The sequence below is a fragment of the Malonomonas rubra DSM 5091 genome (genome assembly GCF_900142125.1).
Lineage (GTDB): Bacteria > Desulfobacterota > Desulfuromonadia > Desulfuromonadales > Geopsychrobacteraceae > Malonomonas > Malonomonas rubra.
In genome coordinates this window covers 17161-35127 of sequence record NZ_FQZT01000015.1, presented here as the reverse complement: position 1 = coordinate 35127, position 17967 = coordinate 17161, and the positions used below count along the sequence as shown (strand labels likewise).

The 17967-nt window shown below is 52.0% G+C and carries 16 protein-coding genes; 9 read left to right on the top strand and 7 right to left on the bottom strand.

Annotated elements, in window-relative coordinates:
• Positions 1 to 17 precede the first annotated feature (17 nt).
• On the top strand, positions 18 to 2219 hold the full coding sequence (locus tag BUB13_RS15410; protein ID WP_072909664.1) for an eCIS core domain-containing protein: 2202 nt from the start codon (positions 18 to 20) through the stop codon (positions 2217 to 2219).
• 61 nt (positions 2220 to 2280) lie between these two features.
• Here BUB13_RS15410 and BUB13_RS15405 read toward each other — a convergent pair whose 3' ends face one another.
• Positions 2281 to 3546 carry an acetate kinase gene (locus tag BUB13_RS15405; protein ID WP_072909663.1) on the bottom strand — a complete coding sequence of 422 codons (1266 nt, stop codon included), beginning with the start codon at positions 3544 to 3546 and terminating at the stop codon, positions 2281 to 2283.
• Positions 3547 to 3841: 295 nt separating this feature from the next.
• On the opposite strand from BUB13_RS15405, the gene BUB13_RS15400 reads away from it, so the two are divergent.
• Entirely contained in the window at positions 3842 to 4012 is a 171-nt protein-coding gene (locus BUB13_RS15400) for a DUF362 domain-containing protein (protein ID WP_072909662.1), read from the top strand.
• A gap of 104 nt (positions 4013 to 4116) precedes the next feature.
• On the opposite strand, the gene BUB13_RS15395 is transcribed toward BUB13_RS15400, so the two are convergent.
• Complete coding sequence (locus BUB13_RS15395; RefSeq protein ID WP_072909661.1) at positions 4117 to 5394, bottom strand: DUF3426 domain-containing protein; 1278 nt, start codon at positions 5392 to 5394, stop codon at positions 4117 to 4119.
• A 60-nt stretch (positions 5395 to 5454) separates the two neighbouring features.
• The gene (gene hpt / locus BUB13_RS15390; RefSeq protein WP_072909660.1) at positions 5455 to 5982 is read right to left on the bottom strand and encodes a hypoxanthine phosphoribosyltransferase; all 528 of its coding nucleotides are present in this window, start codon (positions 5980 to 5982) and stop codon (positions 5455 to 5457) included.
• Positions 5983 to 6145: 163 nt separating this feature from the next.
• On the opposite strand from hpt, the gene BUB13_RS15385 reads away from it, so the two are divergent.
• The 6 genes from BUB13_RS15385 (at position 6146) to BUB13_RS15360 (ending at position 10526) form a co-directional block, all read left to right on the top strand.
• Positions 6146 to 6829 carry a DUF1573 domain-containing protein gene (locus tag BUB13_RS15385; protein ID WP_072909659.1) on the top strand — a complete coding sequence of 228 codons (684 nt, stop codon included), beginning with the start codon at positions 6146 to 6148 and terminating at the stop codon, positions 6827 to 6829.
• Between the two features lie 26 nt (positions 6830 to 6855).
• Entirely contained in the window at positions 6856 to 7284 is a 429-nt protein-coding gene (locus BUB13_RS15380) for a QcrA and Rieske domain-containing protein (RefSeq protein ID WP_072909658.1), read from the top strand.
• A 10-nt stretch (positions 7285 to 7294) separates the two neighbouring features.
• Complete coding sequence (locus BUB13_RS15375) at positions 7295 to 8392, top strand: cytochrome b (protein WP_072909657.1); 1098 nt, start codon at positions 7295 to 7297, stop codon at positions 8390 to 8392.
• Positions 8389 to 9198 carry a cytochrome c3 family protein gene (locus BUB13_RS15370; RefSeq protein ID WP_244151889.1) on the top strand — a complete coding sequence of 270 codons (810 nt, stop codon included), beginning with the start codon at positions 8389 to 8391 and terminating at the stop codon, positions 9196 to 9198. Before BUB13_RS15375 ends, BUB13_RS15370 begins: the two co-directional genes overlap by 4 nt.
• Positions 9199 to 9304: 106 nt before the next feature.
• Positions 9305 to 9580, top strand: a complete 276-nt coding sequence (locus BUB13_RS15365) for a hypothetical protein (RefSeq protein ID WP_072909656.1) — start codon at positions 9305 to 9307, stop codon at positions 9578 to 9580.
• Positions 9581 to 9698: 118 nt separating this feature from the next.
• The gene (locus BUB13_RS15360; RefSeq protein ID WP_072909655.1) at positions 9699 to 10526 is read left to right on the top strand and encodes a pyruvate, water dikinase regulatory protein; all 828 of its coding nucleotides are present in this window, start codon (positions 9699 to 9701) and stop codon (positions 10524 to 10526) included.
• Between the two features lie 133 nt (positions 10527 to 10659).
• Here BUB13_RS15360 and BUB13_RS15355 read toward each other — a convergent pair whose 3' ends face one another.
• The 3 genes from BUB13_RS15355 to BUB13_RS15345 all read right to left on the bottom strand — a co-directional run bounded on the left by BUB13_RS15355 (position 10660) and on the right by BUB13_RS15345 (position 15428).
• The gene (locus BUB13_RS15355; RefSeq protein WP_072909654.1) at positions 10660 to 12918 is read right to left on the bottom strand and encodes a methyl-accepting chemotaxis protein; all 2259 of its coding nucleotides are present in this window, start codon (positions 12916 to 12918) and stop codon (positions 10660 to 10662) included.
• 219 nt (positions 12919 to 13137) lie between these two features.
• Positions 13138 to 14085 carry a carbamate kinase gene (locus tag BUB13_RS15350; protein WP_072909653.1) on the bottom strand — a complete coding sequence of 316 codons (948 nt, stop codon included), beginning with the start codon at positions 14083 to 14085 and terminating at the stop codon, positions 13138 to 13140.
• The gene (locus BUB13_RS15345; protein WP_072909652.1) at positions 14082 to 15428 is read right to left on the bottom strand and encodes a cyclic 2,3-diphosphoglycerate synthase; all 1347 of its coding nucleotides are present in this window, start codon (positions 15426 to 15428) and stop codon (positions 14082 to 14084) included. The genes BUB13_RS15350 and BUB13_RS15345 overlap by 4 nt, the downstream gene beginning before the upstream one ends.
• A 432-nt stretch (positions 15429 to 15860) precedes the next feature.
• On the opposite strand from BUB13_RS15345, the gene BUB13_RS15340 reads away from it, so the two are divergent.
• Positions 15861 to 16775 (top strand): PEP-CTERM sorting domain-containing protein, encoded by a 915-nt coding sequence (locus tag BUB13_RS15340; protein ID WP_072909651.1) that lies wholly within the window; start codon positions 15861 to 15863, stop codon positions 16773 to 16775.
• Positions 16776 to 16899: 124 nt separating this feature from the next.
• On the opposite strand, the gene BUB13_RS15335 is transcribed toward BUB13_RS15340, so the two are convergent.
• Entirely contained in the window at positions 16900 to 17493 is a 594-nt protein-coding gene (locus BUB13_RS15335) for a recombinase family protein (protein WP_072909650.1), read from the bottom strand.
• Between the last annotated feature and the right edge of the window lie 474 nt (positions 17494 to 17967).

Below are 17967 nucleotides of genomic sequence, written 5' to 3'. Positions count from 1 at the left end.
AGGAAGAGGGGTGAGTAATGAAAACTTACGCGAAGAGAGCAGGTGAAGCCAAGGTTCAGCGCCGAGTCGAAGGACGCAGAAAAACTCCGGCGATGGAGACGCTGCAGCTCAGTCGTTTGCTGCACAAAGCAGGGGCGCAGGCCAGGCTGAAGATCGGCCGGCCGAATGATCGCTATGAGCAGGAGGCGGATCGGGTTGCCGATCGGGTGATGGCCTCCCCCGATTCATCACAGGTTGCAGCCCCGGTTGTTGCTGGAATTTCGCCGTTGAGGGCGCAGAGGGCCGAAGAGGAAGAAGAGGCAGCTCAAGCTCAACCATTGCAGCGGCAGATCGAGGAAGAGGAAGAGGAAGCGCTGCAGCCGAAATTGCAACGACAGATTGAGGAAGAGGAGGAACCGGTTCAGCCACAGCGCTTGCTGCGGCAGGAAGAAGAGGAAGAGGCTCAGGCGAAACTACAGCGGCAGGAGGAGGAAGAGGAAGCAGCCCAGGCAAAAGGTGCGGCCGGGGGCGTTGCATCATCGCAATTTTCTTCCCAGGTCAGCAGCCTGCGAGGGGGTGGGCGGCCGCTAGCAGCGACGGAACGGTCTTTTTTCGAGCCGCGTTTCGGAGCCGATTTTTCTTCGGTGCGGGTGCATGAGGGAGGGCAGGCTTCGACGTTGGCACGCTCGGTCCAAGCGAAAGCGTTCACGGTCGGACGGGATGTTGTTTTCGGTGCCGGTCAGTATGTGCCCGGTTCACCGCAGGGGAGAAAGCTGTTGGCCCACGAGTTGACTCATGTGGTGCAGCAGAGCGGTGGACAATCGGGAAAGTTACAGCCGTTTCGCGAGATCTCCCGTTCGGCGCCGAGTGGCACGATTCAGAGGCGTCGTCTGCCAAAAAAGTCTGAATTGGCTGCCCTGCTGGGTGGCCGAAATCAGACCGCTCACCATGCCGGCCTGAAGCGATTGCTTAGCCGGACGATGGCGTTGTTAAGCCCGGCACAGAAGAAAAAGGTCAGGAAAAAGGCCCGCGGTTCCTTAAGTCCGGCTCAGTTTGCCAAGCTGCCGAGTACCAAGCAGAATATTCTGCTGGCTGAAGCTCTTTATAACAGTTACAAGGTCCTGCGTTTGGGGGATCCCTCGCAAACTGAGGTGGGGCCGCGCAATAGTGCCGAAAGGATGAAACTGCTGGCCCTGTTCGGTTTGACGGCTGGTCACCTCACGGCCCTATCCCTCGGCGGCCATGATACGGAAATCAAGAAGATTTTTGGTGCTGCCAACCTGGCGACAGTAAAGAGAAATTATGCCAGGGCTCTTGTTCGCCTGACCTATCTTTATCGTAATAACAAGATTCGCACCGATCGCTCCGGTTACAGTGAAGAGGTTGGCTTGGGAGGGTACGCAAACCGAGATGTCATCATGTTGTCGAATGATTGTTTCGATAAACCGAGGGCACACGAGTCGATCGTCACTCTGGTGCATGAAAGCATGCATGCGGGCAACGCAAACATCGGCGACTACATCTACACTTCGGCGAAGAACGCTTTTCCCAAGAAGTCCGCGGCGATCAAGCTGAAGAATGCAGCGCACTACGAAATTCCACTCAGGCGTCATTTGAAGATGTCGCACAGCTTTGGCAAAGGAGCTTTCATCCCTGCTGGAACAACTGTCGGCGGGGTGACCGCAGCCAAGCTGACGCCGTTGGAGAAGGGCCTCGACCTGGCGGCTAACAGGGTGAGAAAAGCCTGGGATGTCGGTGTTTCGCTCCATGAATTCTACATCAGTATTCACCAGCGACCTCAGCGTTGGAGCAGGCGATATCGGCGCTGCTTCCCCTACTGGTCAAAGGTCGAGAAGATGACTATCCATCAGCGCAAAGCGATCTCCAGGAGCAGTAGTGATGCGTCGCGAAAACCGGTGACCAGCATCGATCTGGCACTGTCGGAAGGAGTGAGTCGTAAGCTGACTCTGGCCTCTCGGGCGATGTTGAAAGGAGAGACCAAAGCGAGAGCCTTCCTGCTGAAAAAGATGACAGTTGCGTCTTATCAGAAGATTCGAAAAAATAAGTATAAACTGCGCGATAAGCTTTTACGTTACGTGCTGCAGGATAAAGTCGGGCGGATGACCGGTGGCATTTTGCGTGACATGGCAGTGTTGCGGGCGCTGGCGAGCGCTTACGATCAGAGCACTTACGCCAAAATTCTGCGGGCGCGCAGCCCTTCTCGCTTCCCGTATGCCTGAGGCGCAAAAAAAGGCCGACAGGAATTCCTGTCGGCCTTTGGTGTGCAACTGAAGAGCCGATTTACTTGCGCTGGAAAGTGCTTTCGGCGAAGGTGTATTTGAAGTTCATGTGGTCGGTGTAGGTCTCTTCGAGAATCGCAACCACGTCTTCGGTGAAAACCAATTCCTCATCGGTCGGAATAACGAAAACTTTGACCGGGGAGTCGGCGGTGGTGATCATGGTTTCCGCCTTCCGGGTCATGGTGTTGCGGTTCTTTTCCTTGTCCAGCTTGATGCCCATGTGCTCCAGGTCCTCCAGGGCTTTTTCACGGATCAGCCAACCCATTTCTCCAACACCGGCGGTGAAGACAACGGCATCAAGGCGACCAAGAGCGGCGCAGTAGGAGCCGATGTACTTTTTCAGGCGATAGCCTTCGATCTCCAGCGCTAGTTTGCACTTTTCGTTGCCAGCTTCAGCGGCTTCAATGACATCACGACGGTCAGTGAATTCACCGGTGACACCGAGTACGCCGGCTTTTTTGTTCAGAACGTTGTCGATCTCTTGCGGGGTCAGGTTCTCACGCTGCATGATGAAGGCCGGGATTGCCGGGTCGATATCGCCGCAGCGGGTTCCCATCATGGCTCCTTCCAGTGGGGTGAGGCCCATCGAAGTGTCGACCGAGACGCCATTTTTTATGGCTGTGTGGGAAACACCGTTGCCGATATGCATGGTGATAATGTTGCAATCCTTCGGGGCTTTGCCCAGCAGGACGGCGGCACGCTTGGAAACGTACAGGTGGCTGGTGCCGTGGAAACCGTAGCGCCGTACGCCGTGCTTTTCGTACCACTCGTAGGGGACAGGATAGGTGTACGCTGACTCCGGCATTGTCTGGTGAAAGGCTGTGTCGAAGATGGCAACGTGCGGAACGTCCGGCAGATTGGCCTGCGCGGCTTCAATGCCGGAGATGTTCGGCGGGTTGTGCAGAGGTGCTAAGTGCTGTACTTCTTTGATTGCATCGAGAACTTCGTCGGTGATCATTACCGAGCAAGTGAATTTTTCGCCGCCGTGGACAACACGATGACCGACAGCAGAAATTTCCGACATTTCCTTGATGACGCCGTGCACATTGTCCGTAAGGATTTTGACAATCAGGTGAACAGCAGTCTTGTGGTCCGGGCACTCGTATTCTTCGCGGTAGGTCTCGCGCCCGGGAACTTCATGAATAATGTAGGAATCACCAATGGTAACCCGTTCTACCATCCCCTTGGCGATAACTTCTTTTTTCTTCCAGTCGAACAGCTGGTACTTAACTGACGAGCTGCCGCAATTAAGTGCAAGAATATCCATTGTTTATGTCTCCTTTAGCGCATTTTTTGTCAAATCGACATTTTAGTTAAAATAAAAAATCGTTTTATTTTTGCTTAAAGAAAAGATTGAGATATCTGATAAAAAGGCAAAAACCCTGTGCTGTAAGGGGGTTGCCGAATAAAAAGAGCGTACAATCTAGCCCAAAAAACCATATCTTGGCAAGGGTTTTTCTGGGCTAGACAGCCGCAACAAGATCGGGTAAAGTTGTCGCCGACCTAAAATGCAGCTTCCGCCTCGGAGGCTGTATATCTCACGAATTGAGGAGGAGAGAATAATGGCTTACGTAATCAGTGACGAATGTATTGCTTGTGGTGCTTGCGCCGATTCCTGCCCGGTCGAAGCTATTTCTGCCGGCGACCCGATTTACACCATCGATGCAGCTGCCTGCACCGATTGCGCTGCATGTGTTGATACCTGCCCGGTTGATGCTATCAGCGAAGCTTAAATCGACCCTGTATTTTTAATACAGAACAGATTTGAAAGCGGCGGCTATTTCTTATAGTCGCCGTTTTTTTGTGCCTGTATGTTTTTTGATTTTTTAGGGTGGGGTTATTGAGCGGCTGGCTCGGAAGAGGCGATGTCGACACTGAATTCAGAGAGGTTCTGGGGCAGGTCGCGAAAGGCGATGACAAATGGGATGGTTTCTTTGTTGTTGACCTTTACATTACTCATGGCTTTGCCGAACTGGTTGCGCATCATTTCTTCCAGTTTACTGAACGGCAGGGTTTGCAACTCCTGGTCGCTGATCGGGTTGCCGCAGAAGATGGTCTTCTGCAGCAACTGTTTGCCGTTCTGGTCAAAGATAATACCTTTGACCTGGATAGAGGAGCGCGGCTCCCTGTAATTGTTGGTTGCCGCGCCACGGATGACAAAAAGCTCGCCTGCCTCCTGGTTGTTGATGAATTTTCCTTCCAGCTCACTCAGCGAAATCCGACCTTGTTCTAACGTCTGGACCTGCTGGCCGAGCAATTGCTGGATCGCTTGCTCGATCTGTTCCGGGCCGTTCAGGAAATAGAGAGCACCGCCGATAATCGCCAGACCGAGAATTAACAGCAACAGGATGCGGATCAAGCTGCCCAGCGGACTGCTCTTCTTCACTGTCGGCGCTGGCACTGCCGGTTCTTGTGCAACAGGCTCCTGCTCTTGCTCATCAGCGAACAACGCAGTCAGCTCTTCGTCGCTATATTTTTTCTTCTTTTTGGCTGGCTCTTCCTCTTCTTCCGCAACAGCTTCAATCGGCTCTACTGGTTTTTCTATTTGCTCATCGGCTGGACCAGAGAAAGTGAAATCTTCTTCTGCGTTCGCCGAGGTTTCCATGAGCTCCTCAGCAGTTTCGGGCTCGGAATCGAAGCTGAAGTCGTCCTCTTCTTCCGCTGTTGCCGGATCGAGTTCGCGGAACTGATCGTAGCTGAAACTGCTTTCAGGTTCCTCTTTCTCCCCACTGAAATCGCCGCTGAAAGGCTCTTCGTCGCTCTCCGAGGTCGAATCGGTGGCAGTTTCCGGTTCCTCAACAAGCGGGGCTGGTTCTGGCTGAAAGTCCTGCTCTTCTTCTGCATCCGCACCGAAATCGAAATCGCTTTCGCTTGTCGAATCAACTTCGGGTGCTTCGTGTTGCACCGAAAACGCTTCAGGAACCGGGGGCTCTGCAACGGTTGGTTCTTCAACCGCCGGGCTTTCGATCACTGGCGCAGGGATTTCTTCTTCGACCGGCTTCTGCGCCAGGAATACATGTTTGCATCGAGCGCAGCGGACTTTTGCACCGCCATCTGGAATCCGCTCGCTGTTGACACGGAATTTGGTCGAACATTCAGGGCAGACTATGACCATCCGATCTTCTCCTTTTCCGGAGCCCGGTGAGGGGCTGTCCACTTCATCATTTAAAGACAATTACTCTTCTTCAATAACGTAAATGTCAGGTAGATTACGGTAACGCTCATCATGATCTAATCCGTAGCCGATAATGAATCCATCATCCATGCTGATACCGACATAATCGGCCTCGATCTCGACCTCGCGCCTGGCGCGTTTGTCGATCAGGGTGCAGACCTTCAGCGATTTTGGTTTCTGCAGCAACAGTTTGTTGTAGAGACACTCAAGTGTATAGCCGCTATCGACGATGTCTTCGACAATAATAACGTTACGCCCGGTGATCGGCATTTCCAGTTCTTTGCGAAATTCGATAATGCCGGAGGTCTGAGTGCCGGAACCGTAGCTGGCCAATCGAACGAAATCGACCACGCTGGGTGATGTGATCTCGCGGATCAGATCGGCAATAAACAGAAAGGAGCCTTTCAAGACACCGACCAACATGATTTCTTCATCACCGTAGTCGCGGCTGATTTCTTGCCCTAGGCGATTGATTTCACGAGCTATTTTGTCGCGGGAGAAGAGGATTCTGCGGGTTTGCTCCGGCATAAGATTTTTGCTCCATTGATTAAATGTATTAAATGTACTCTATAGCAAGAAGAATACAAGCCTGTCAATCGCAACCGACAGTCGTCATGACTGTTTTGTTATCGGGATTGTGCTATGATTCAGAGCTGTTAGAATTGTCGACCAAAGTAGGAGAGGTTTATCGATGAAGCGTCTGCTTGCCACTATTGTTTTTTGCTCACTCTGGCTCTCTACCGCCTGGGCTGCTCCCAGTGTGACGGTAGAGACCTTGACCTATGATTTCGGCACCGTTTTCCAGGGTGACAAGGTTCATCACGTGTTTCGTTTTCATAACAACGGTGATCAAATTCTGCAGGTCGGTAATGTTCGTAGTTCCTGCGGTTGCACTGCAGCGATGTTGTCGTCCAAGCGGATTGCCCCCGGTGATTTCGGTGAGTTGCGCGTTACCTTTGATTCCACTGATTTCAAAGGAGCGATACACAAGACCATCAGTATCGATTCAAACGACCCGAAACATGAAGCAGTAAGCTTTGGCCTGGTCGGAACAGTCAAGGCTGAAATCCTGACTGAACCGGACCGGATCAAGTGGGGCCGGGTTAAAGAGGGAACAGAGTTGACGACGAGGGTCAGGCTGAAAAATCTGGGGCAGAAGGATATTCGCCTGCATGCGCCGACAGCTACAAATCCCGAACTCAAGGCTGAGCTGAGTGCGCTTGACCTGCCGCACGGCGAAGAAGTTGAACTGCTGGTAACAGCAACGTACCCGGAAGGGAAGAAGCGATTGACTGGCTACATTATTATTGCCACCGATTATCAAAAACTGCCGCAACTGAGAATCCCAGTTTCGGCCCGCTTATCGAAGAAGTAAGCCCTTACCGGTTCAAGGAGCTTTTTATGGACGATGCAACACCCAAGGAACGAAGAACATTTCTCACTGTGATTCTCGGGGGGGTCGGCGCTGTCGTTGCGGCAGTCGCAGGCTGGCCTCTGTTCCGCTACCTGTCACCGATCGACAAAGGCTCAGCGGAAGACCTGGTTCGGGTTGCCCGCCAGGAGGTTGCTGTTGGCGGTGCGCACTTCTTTTCTTATCAGGGGCGACCTGCGGTGCTGTTGCAGCCGAGTGCGGGAGAGTTTCTTGCTCTGAGCGCTGTCTGTACCCATCTGGGCTGCATCGTCAAGTGGGTTGATGATAAACAGGAATTTCTCTGTCCCTGCCACGGTGGACGGTTTTCTCCCGCCGGTCAGGTGCTTGGCGGGCCACCGCCAACGGCTTTGGAAAGTTATCCGGTTTCGCTCGATGGCGAAGACATTCTGGTCGGTTGAGGAGATGGCAATGAATCCGTACAAAGAAACGGTTGACTGGCTTGATCGGCGGATCGGGATCCGCGCGTTGCTGCACCAGCAACTGACCGGTTACCTGCTACCGCGCAATATCAATATCTGGTACACCATGGGCGCGGTGCTGATGGCGATGTTCGGGCTGCAGTTTCTGACTGGTATCCTGCTGCTGGTCTATTATGTTCCTGATACTGAAAAAGCCTTTGCCAGCGTCACCATGATTATGAATGAGGTGCCTTACGGCTGGTTGATTCGTTATTTACATGTGGTCGGTTCCAACCTGATCATTGTTTTCCTGCTACTGCATATGCTGTCGGTTCTTTACATGGGCAGCTACAAACGGCCGCGTGAGTTGACCTGGGTTTCCGGTTTTATTCTGTTTAACCTGGGGCTGGTCTTCTGCCTCACCGGTTACCTGCTGCCCTGGAGCCAGCTTTCTTTCTGGGCAACCACGGTTGCTACCGATGCTGCCGGGGCGATTCCGATTGTCGGTGATTTTCTGATCGAGTTTCTGCGTGGCGGGCCGTCGGTTGGTGAAGCGACGCTGGGCCGCTTTTTCGCTCTGCATGTGATGGGCTTGCCGATGGCGTTCCTTGCGCTGGTGGGATTCCACCTGTTCTGTGTGCGTCGCATCGGTATCTCTGCACCTCCTTTTGGTGAGGAATATCAACCGAAACTGACGTACGGATTCGGTCACGAAGAACATCCGAACGGTGTCCCTTTTCATCCTCATTACACCGTGAAAGACCTGGCGGTGGTCTTTTTCGCCCTGGCGCTGCTGGTAGCGATCACCTTCTACGCGCCCTGGCTGTTTATCCCGCTCGATGCACTGACCCCTGCCGATCCGTTTACCACGCCGGAACACATCAAGCCGGAGTGGTATTTCCTCTGGGCTTACCAGACGCTGAAGATTTTCCCGAGCGAATTCCTGGGGCTGGCAGCGCAGGGGGCGGCGATGGGCTTTCTGGCCATGCTTCCCTTTATCGATCGCGGTCCGGAACGCCGACCGGTCAAGCGGCCGATTTTTATCAGCCTTTATCTGTTGGGAATTCTATTGTTTGTCGGTTTGTCGATGTGGGGGCATTACTCATGATGCGGTTAAAAATGATGAGACGAGTGTCGGCGGTAATTCTTGCTTGCCTGTTGTTCCTGCCGCTTTGGGTTCAGGCTGAAGAAACGGTTTGTCTTCAGTGCCACGCCGGTTTGGAAGAGCGTCTGTCGGCGCCGGTTGGCCAGTGGCGGGGCAGCATTCATGCACAGAACGGAATCTCCTGTCACGATTGCCATGGTGGTGACCCGACAGACTTCGAAATGGCGATGAGTCCGGAGCGCGGATTTATCGGTGTGCCGGAGTATATCGAAGTCCCCGAATTCTGTGGACGCTGCCACCTGGGCGTGAAAGAGGATTATCTGGCCAGTGCGCATGGCAAGGCATTGGAGTTGTGGGGGCCACAGTGCGTGGTTTGCCACGGCAATCACGCTGTTGAAAAGGCGACCATCGATTTGATTAATCCTGACAGTTGCTCTCGCTGCCACGAATACGAGCGGGCGGCACAGGTTAAGCAGATCATCAGCGCGACTGAAGCGACATTGGTCGAACTAGAAGCTTCAGTTGCTGATCTGCATCGCGTTGGCTTCGATATGCAACGACTCAGAGAAGACCTGTTTTCTCAACGTAACAGCTTCCGCCGCCTGTTCCATACGGTTGCGCCAGAGCGGATCAAAAAGCAAACGGCAGAGTTCGATGCCGGTTTGGCGACCACGCGAGAACAGATTGAAGATTACGAAGATTCGGTTGAAAAGCGCAAAATTGCCGGTGGCGCGGTGGTGGTTCTGCTGCTGCTCGGCGGCTGTGTCGCCTTGCTGATCAAGCGAACTTTCCACGACGAAGAAGGCTAAAGAACGGGACAAGTTTTCCTCATCATTTGCTAACTTCAGCGGTTTAAGTTGACTGAACCGAACGATAAAGCAGACATGCTGCTCAAGGGAGCAGTGAGGAGGAAACATGGAGAATATGATCAACCAGTGGGTGTACCGTGCAACCAGGGATTCGTCGGAAAAAGAGGGGAGCGCCGGTTTTCTGGCATCACACCGTTGCCCTTTTTACTGTGCCCAGGAAAACCGTTGTACGGCATCGGTTGCTGCAGAACCTTTGAGCACCAGCAAACGGATGCGTTGTTGCTCTGATGAATACGACGATTGTCCCAGCTACCTGGCCTATTTGCTTCGCAGGAGCAAGGCATTGCGCTGCGATTCAGATTGGCTTGATGCTGGACAGTAACAAGGGAGCCCATGACGAAAGGTCATGGGCTCTTTTTTCTCCAGTGCTTGCGCGAGGGGGGCTGTCGGTGTAATAAAGGTTGCATCAACCCTTTTCAAAAATAGCGCGGTGGAGCTTTATGACAGGACAGAACGGGCAAGACGAAAAACTGGTCTACATTATCTCTGATGGCATCGGGCAGAGTGCCATCAGCCTGCTGAAAGCAAGTATGATCCAATTTGACTTCCCCTCATCTGCCCTGCGGATTTTTTCCAGAGTTGACGACAAAGAGCGCATAAATACCATTCTGGCCAACGCGAAAGAGGACAAGGCGTTCGTTGCATTTACCATTGCAAAAAAAGAAATTCGTCAATTTGTCCATGATCGTTGTGTCGAAGAGGATATCCTGCATCACGACATCCTTGGACCGCCGCTGGAGAAATTGACTGCCTACCTGGGGCGGGAGCCGAAAGAAGGCGCCAACCTGCTACGTCGGGTCGACAGTAAGTATTTCGAGCGGATCGAAGCGATCGAGTTCACCATGAAGTATGATGACGGCCAGGACGTGAAGAAGGTGTTTGAAGCCGATATCATCATCATCGGTCTGTCGCGCACATCGAAAACACCGACATCCTATTTTCTTGCCCAGCAGGGCTATAAAGTGGTCAACGTGCCGCTGATGCCGGAGGTGCCCATCCCGGAGGAGGTCTACCAGGTCGATCAGAATCGCGTTGTCTGCCTGGTGATGGATTCTGAAGTGCTGCAGAAAATCCGCAGCGCACGGGTCAAGCATTATCGTACCACCAACAAATACACTGACCTGGGGCGGATTTTCAACGAGATGGAAATGGTCTACGAGCTTGCCAGGAAAAATCGTAAATGGCACCTTGTCGATACCACTAATAAGTCGGTCGAGGAGACAGCCCGGGAGATTATCGGCATGGTGTATGGTCCGTCGCGGGCCTAGGCCGCGATAATAAATTGAGCCTCTGAACCAAGCACAAAGATTTCTGCTGTCTCTGCAGCATTCTGATTAAAAGTGAGAAGCCCCGGTATGTCCCGGGGCTTCGTCCTATCTGTCCTTTTCGTTTGCTATCGTCTCAGTACTTGCCAAAATCGTCATCGTCCAGCTTGATATCTGCCTTTGCTGAAGGCGACTGCAGTGAGTCCCAGCCGATTCCCTGTGCCGCCGATTGTGGTGCCGCGATCGGCGCGGCAGGGAACGAAGACGTATCTGTCGCCAGCTTGAATCGGCTGATCATCTGTTTCAGGTAACTTGACTGGCTGGACAGCTCCTCTGCCGCCGCCGCCGACTCCTCGGCTGTTGCCGTGCTCTGCTGAACGCCTTGGTCGATCTGGCCGAGCCCCTGATTGATCTGGGAAATTCCTTGGGCTTGCTCATTGCTGGCAGCTGCGATTTCTGCGACCAGATCAGTCGCCTTGGTGATGGAGTCTACGATCTCGTTAAGGGCTTCCGAGGTCTTCTCTGCAATCTGAGTGCCGTTGTTGGCTTTTTCTACCGATCCTTCGATTAGCTGGGCCGTTTCTTCCGCGGCCTTTGCACTGCGTGCCGCCAGGTTACGTACTTCCTCGGCAACGACGGCGAAACCTTTGCCGTGCTGGCCAGCGCGAGCCGCTTCGACGGCCGCATTAAGTGCCAGCAGGTTGGTCTGGAAGGCAATCTCGTCGATGACTTTGATAATCTTGTTGATGTTCTGACCAGCTTCGTTAATTTCATTCATCGCAGTGACCATCGTGCTCATGCGCTCGCTGCCGGTACGGGCTGCAGACTGGGCACTGTCGGCGAGCTGGCTGGCCAGGCTGGCGTTTTCCGCGCTCTGCTGGGTCTGGCTACCTATCTCGTTCATCGAGCTGCTGATCTCTTCCAGTGATGCGGCAGATTCGGTAGCTCCCTGCGACAGCGACTGAGCGGTGTCGGAAACCTGCTGGCTGCCGGAATTGATCTGGTCCGATGCCCTGGCGACTTCACCCAGCACTTCGTTGAGGTTTTCCACCATCGTCTTAAACGCCTGACCCATGGTGTCGTGCTCCGATGCAACAGAAACCTGCACCTGTAGATTTCCTTGGGCAATCTGTTTCGCTTCTTCCGCTTTCGCCTTGAGACTTTCCGTCATCTTGTTAATGGCGCCGGCCAGTTCGCCAACCTCATCCTCGCTCTGGTAATTGACAGACTGGCTCAGGTCGCCGAGAGAAATTCGCTGGGCCACGCCGACTGCCAGCTGCAGGGGGCCGATCACGCGGCGCGTGACATAGAAAATCGTGCCGCAAATGATGACCACCAGTAGCACTGCTCCGATGCTGAAGCGCCATCCCATGGCATTGATTGTACTGTTTCCTGATTTTTCGATGCTGCCGATCAGCGCGTTGGTCTCTGTCATATCGTAGACAAGGGCCATGACGCCAACAGTTTTTCCGGAGAAATCAGAAATCGGGAAGCTGGTAATGAACTGGTTACTGACAACCTGTTCGCTGTGACCGCTGAGCCCGGCATCAAGCAGGGACGAAGTGATGATCCCGTTGGTGATATCTTTATTGGTTGAGGAGACGAAAACATATTTCCCGTCAAGAACCGGATTTTTCGCTGCGTCCTGCAAGCGTGTCGCGATCGGCAGCATGTCCGCTAGCATGTAGACAGCAATCTGGTAGCTGTCGTCAGTGTGGTTAACTTTGAGCACTTGGTTGAAGGAGCCCAGGACTTCGACCGAGCCGACATGTTCACCGTCAAACCCTTTGACTGCAGAGAGGCCACGGATGGCAAATCCGCCGCGGCCGACTTCGATGCCGCTTATCGGCTTATGATCGCCCTGGTTGATCTGGACCACGGTTTTCCGGAAAGAGGAAAGATCGTCGGAGATATCGACTTTTTGCCCATTTCGCATGGCCTGCCAGTTGCTGCGCCATAAACGGGACAGGCTTCTGCTGCTGGGGACATGGAAATGGATTCTGAAGTCCTTGGCACCGGCCTGCTTTTTCAACCCGTCGATATAGGCCCCCATGACGATTCTCAGCTTCTGACGGGCCTGCTGCATCATGATGTCGTTTTCGTCGTTAATATTTCCTGACAGGGCGACCTCGTAAACATCCTGTATTTCGGGAACCTCGGAAAAAAGAGCCGCCTGCCCCAACGCAGCTTTGCCGACCTGGTCAATGCTCGCATAGATTGCATTCTGCCGCACCTTGGCTTGTGTAGAGAGGTTTTTGTGGGCAGACTCTGCCAGCGTTTCCTGCTGACTGCTGATCAGGCTTTTCAGCGAGCCGTTAATACTGATGACAGCCACGATTGCTGAGACGATGACCAGTCCAGTAATTGGCAGGATGAATTTACTGCGTAATTTCATACAGATCTCCTGTTCTGTTTCGGGATGCCGAGGCTAAGCTTATTGGTCTGAAATAAAGCTCTGATCAATATTCTAGCAGATCACAGTGGATTTGTAGGCATTAATATGAGAAAAAGTTTATCTTTGTGGTTTTTGGAAGAGCAGGACAGCTGTGCCAATAGAAAACATCGCTGCGCCGTGGTGGCAATTCTTGATTTGTTTGGTGCTTTTAGCGAAGGTTTAGCCGCCATGCTTTCTGATTTCGGTTCCGGCTGTTCCCGAGACGGCCTCGCAAATTGCATCAAGGGATGTGATAATGGACCTCTTGCCCCCCTCGCGAACAAACTGCACTGCTGCTTTCACCTTTGGCCCCATGGACCCGGCTGGGAAATGACCCTGACGCAGCCATTGTTCGGCCTGGACGCAACTGATATGTCGTAGAAATTTTTGTTCTGGCTGGCCGAAACTGAGAGCCGCGCCTTCAACATCAGTCGCGATGACTAGCACGTCCGCCTCCACTTCGGATGCCAGTCTGGCACTGGCCAGATCTTTGTCGATTACCGCGTCGACACCGTGAAAGCCCCGTTCCTCCCTGATCACCGGAATGCCCCCACCGCCGCAGCAGATGACGATAAAATCCATCGCTACCAGCTTGCGGATTTCCTGCTTTTCGACGATGGTTACAGGTGCAGGTGATGCCACGACCCGTCGGTAGCCGTTAGCGGTCTTGACCACAGGCCAAGGTAATGAATCAACGGCTCCTTCGGGATAGGACGGTCCCACCGGCTTAGAGGGCTTCTGAAAGGCTGGGTCGGCCTCATCTACCACTACGTAGCTAATCAGGCTGACCAGTTGTTTGCTCTGCGCTCCCTTGATTTTCATGAACTCAGTGTCCAAGGTCGATTCGATCATATAACCAAGCTGGCCCTGCGTTTGAGCTACGAGAATCTCCAGAGGCAGTTTGGGAACGTCACAGCAACTCTCTTGCTGCAACAACAAGTTGCCAACCTGGGGGCCGTTCCCGTGAGTGATGATGATGCGGAAGTCCATTGAAAGCCGAGCAATCTGCTGCATCGGTCCCTTGAGGTTGGCGAACTGCTCTTCAATGGTTCCTGCCTGTCCTTTACGGATCAGGGCGTTTCCCCCCAGGGCGATGACCAGTGTCTCGCGCATCCCTCGTCTGTTCATTTATCCGCCTCTTCAGCCAGCGCCAAAACAGGCTCAAGGCGTGCCTTCAATGCCTCGGACAATGTCGGGTCACCGTGGTCAGAGTAACGGTAACGGACCCTGAGACTTGGCTTGTCGATGCGAATCAACCGTCTCAGGTCGATGGGAGTGGCAAATAGAACCAGGTCGCAGTCAGCTCTGGTAATAGTCGCTTCAAGATCGGCAATCTGCTCTTTCGAATAGCCCATCGCCGGCAATGCCCGCTGCAAATGCGGATAATGCTGGTAGGTATCACGAATGGCACCACAGGCATAAGGGCGCGGATCAACAATCTGCGCGGCACCATGCTCTCTGGCGGCAACGACTCCTGCACCAAAAGGCATCCCGCCGTGGGTCAGGGAAGGTCCGTCCTCCACCACTAGCACCCGTTTGCCCCTAATGTTCTTTCCTTGTTCCAGCTCCACTTTCGAGTCAGCCAGTAGCAGGGTTGCTCCAGGGTTGATTGCCTCTACTTGCCGCCGAACCTGTTCAACCTTCTCAAGCCCAGCGCTATCGATTTTGTTGATGATGGCAATATCCGCCATGCGGAGATTGGTCTCCCCTGGGTAGTAGAGGGTCTCATGACCGGCCCGATGTGGATCGAGAAGTGTGATATGAACATCGGGCCGGAAAAAGGGTGTATCGTTGTTGCCTCCATCCCAGATAATAACTTCAGCCTCCGTTTCTGCCTCTTTCAAAATGGCGGCATAGTCGACTCCGGCATAGACTATAAATCCCTCCTCGACGAGCGGTTCGTACTCTTCACGTTCCTCGATAGTACAACGATGCAGGTCAAAATCCTCATAGCGGGAAAAGCGTTGCACCCGCTGTTTTCTCAAATCCCCATATGGCATGGGGTGACGCACGATCACAAAACGTTTTCCCAACTGCTGAAGAACTCGGCAGACATGGCGGGTGGTTGACGACTTGCCACAACCGGTTCGCACGGCACAAACTGCCACCACCGGACGCTTTGAGGCGAGCATTGTGGACCGCGTTCCAGGTATCTTGAAATCTGCACCACACGCCTGAACCAAGGCCGCGCGGTGCATAAGGTCGGCGTAGGAAATGTCGCTGTAAGCGAAGACCACCTGATCGACCTTTAAGCGATGGATTAGCTCAGGCAGCTGCGCTTCGGCAAAAATGGGAATGCCCTCTGGGTAGCGCTTGCCGGCCAACTCCGGAGGATAGATGCGGTTTTCAATCAAAGGGATCTGGGTGGCGGTGAAGGCGACTACCCGCACCTCCCGCGAGTTGCGAAACAGGGTGTTGTAATCATGAAAATCACGGCCGGCAGCACCCATGATAAGGACATTTTTCACCATAACGCCCCCTTTTGTTGGTAGGTTCCATACAATTTTAACGGAGATCATCGGTGGAACAAGCCCTGGCCGGACTTCAATTTTAGAGGGGAGCTTCTGTCGCAAGAATAGTGAGTTTACGAAAAATGCCGTCGAGGCATTCCCGCGATTTTGGTATATCATCACTCCATGCATATGAGTAAAAAAAACTGCTCAACATCTGTAAAAAAAACTTACACAGGACAATAAATAGCCTTTATATATTGGCAAGCTACCAACAATACTGCAATGATTTATGGGCATTTTTTTTGCAATAACCAAACTACATCTTGCTAAATATTCAATTCAATTTATCTACTTTTTCTGGTTTCCCGCCACGCTACTTATTTAAGTTTGATTTTGGGGAGAGTTTCTCCAAAAAATTTTTTCATGTTTGTTGAGACGGGAGGTCGTATTATGAATAGAAATCTGTACTCAATTTTAATTATCATCTTTACTTTTTTGCCATTTCTTGCATCTGCCGCTGTAATAACGGATGCAGAAATGAATTTTTCTTGGACGATCAGTGACAGCCTCAACTCCATGCCTACGGAAGGCAGCTATTCTGCCTCACATCATTATGCTTATGAAAATGATTGGTCCGATGAGCAAGTCTTTTCAGGCACAGGCAATCTCTACCCTCCCGATACGACTTCATTTTCCAGTACCTCTACCGGGGGAGATAATTATGCCAGCAGCAATATCGATATTTTCGGTACAAGTGGGGGTGTTGAAGGATATTTGGATACGACCGCTTATAGCGTTTTGAACTCTGGTGAAAACTATGCTTTTACTCAGAACCGTACTGATACCTCAAATCTAGGAATTGAGATACCATTCAATTCTGCTGGTCTTTCTTCCTCTCCGTTTTGGGTAATGACCCTTGATATAGATACAGTGACTTCTTCAAGTATTACAGGGAGTGCAACAAGTCAGCAAAGTTCTGCGCAATATTGGTTCGGAATAACCTATCATCTATATGACGCTACCTTTCAAAAGCACGCATATATCATTATGGGACCAGACAATTTCCAAACCGACTTTACCAACTCATTAGGAGATAGCCTTTTTGAGAATGAGTTTTCTTATGATTTCAATTTAAATCCCTATGATGAAAATTTCAGTTTCGCTTTAGATGTTGCTAGTCTTGATTTCACACCAACTCACGGAAAGCTGCAGTTGAGCTTTGAGGTAAATAGTGGAGCCATGATGTATCAGCGCGAGGATGATCCTACTACGCCTCCAAACCCAGTTCCTGAACCAGGCACATTGCTACTTCTTGGGGCCGGCATTAGCGGATTGGCTCTCTTCCGGCGTAAAGCTAGGGAATAATCTATCGAATAATTCATAGGGTCCCGGTTCTAAGTCAATCGGGGCTTTATAAGCTTTTAGGCTTCTCTCAAATATCGTGATTTAAGTGGAGGCTGCTGCCATTTTAGGTGCAGCCTCCCTGCTTTCAACTAGCCTGTGCTTGCTCTTCAAATTCCTTATCAAGTTTCGCGGCCAAGCGATAGACAGTTGCTCTGGAAACGTTAAACTGGCGAGCCAATTCTTCTTTACTGATAACCACAGAATCGAGCAGCTCTAAAAGCTCTTGCTCTTTCCGTTTGGATAGCTTCGGCTTCCGACCGAATTTCACTCCCGCTGCCATTGCTCGCTCTCGTCCTTCTCTGGCTCGTTCGGTGATCAACTCACGTTCAAACTCACCGATTACAGCTAGGACATGAAAAATCAAGCGGCCAGTAGGTGTTGATGTGTCGAGTTCTTGGTCGAGAACCTGCAAGTCACATTGTTTGTCCTGGAGGACCTGAGTGATCTGCATCAACTCAAGGACGGAACGCGCCAGTCGATCCAGCTTAGTAACAACAAAAACATCGCCATCCCTGACATAGTTCATGGCTTCCTCAAGTGCAGGCCGTACTGTCCCTCTTGCATCTGATGCTTTCTCCTCGAAAATTTTGTCACAGTCTGCCAGCCTGTCCTTTTGTAGGCTGAGATCTTGGCCAGTCGTACTGACCCGTGCATAACCAACACGTTGTCCATTTGTCATGCTCTGGCTCCTCTCCCCCTCCTTGGCTCATAAGTCCCCACTTAAATCTCACACCTCCATTTTAAAACGCCAAAATATACCTCCTGGCGCTACAGTGATTTCGATAGTTTAGCCGAGGGGCACTTTTGAGAGGACTTTCGAGATAATTCCAGAGGTAATAGTTATGTGATTTCAGACTAGTAGGCTTGTCGGGAGAACGTTCGGTTCGTGAATTTAATTGAGCTGGGTGTGAATAGCGCCGATCAGGCAAGTTTTCCGTCTCTCAGGTTCATACATTTTAGACGGACCTACCGATCAAGCTTGCCCACCACTGACACTTTGAGTAAATTATTATCCTTAACCGTAGAAAAGGAAAAGACCGTGTTAGGCTTTGGGTTCATGGAAATAGGTATTCTTGTTCTGCTACTATGCTTTATCCTCGGTGCGGGTAAAGCCGGTAAGCTCCTCGGACGGATCTTCCGAATCTATCAAAAG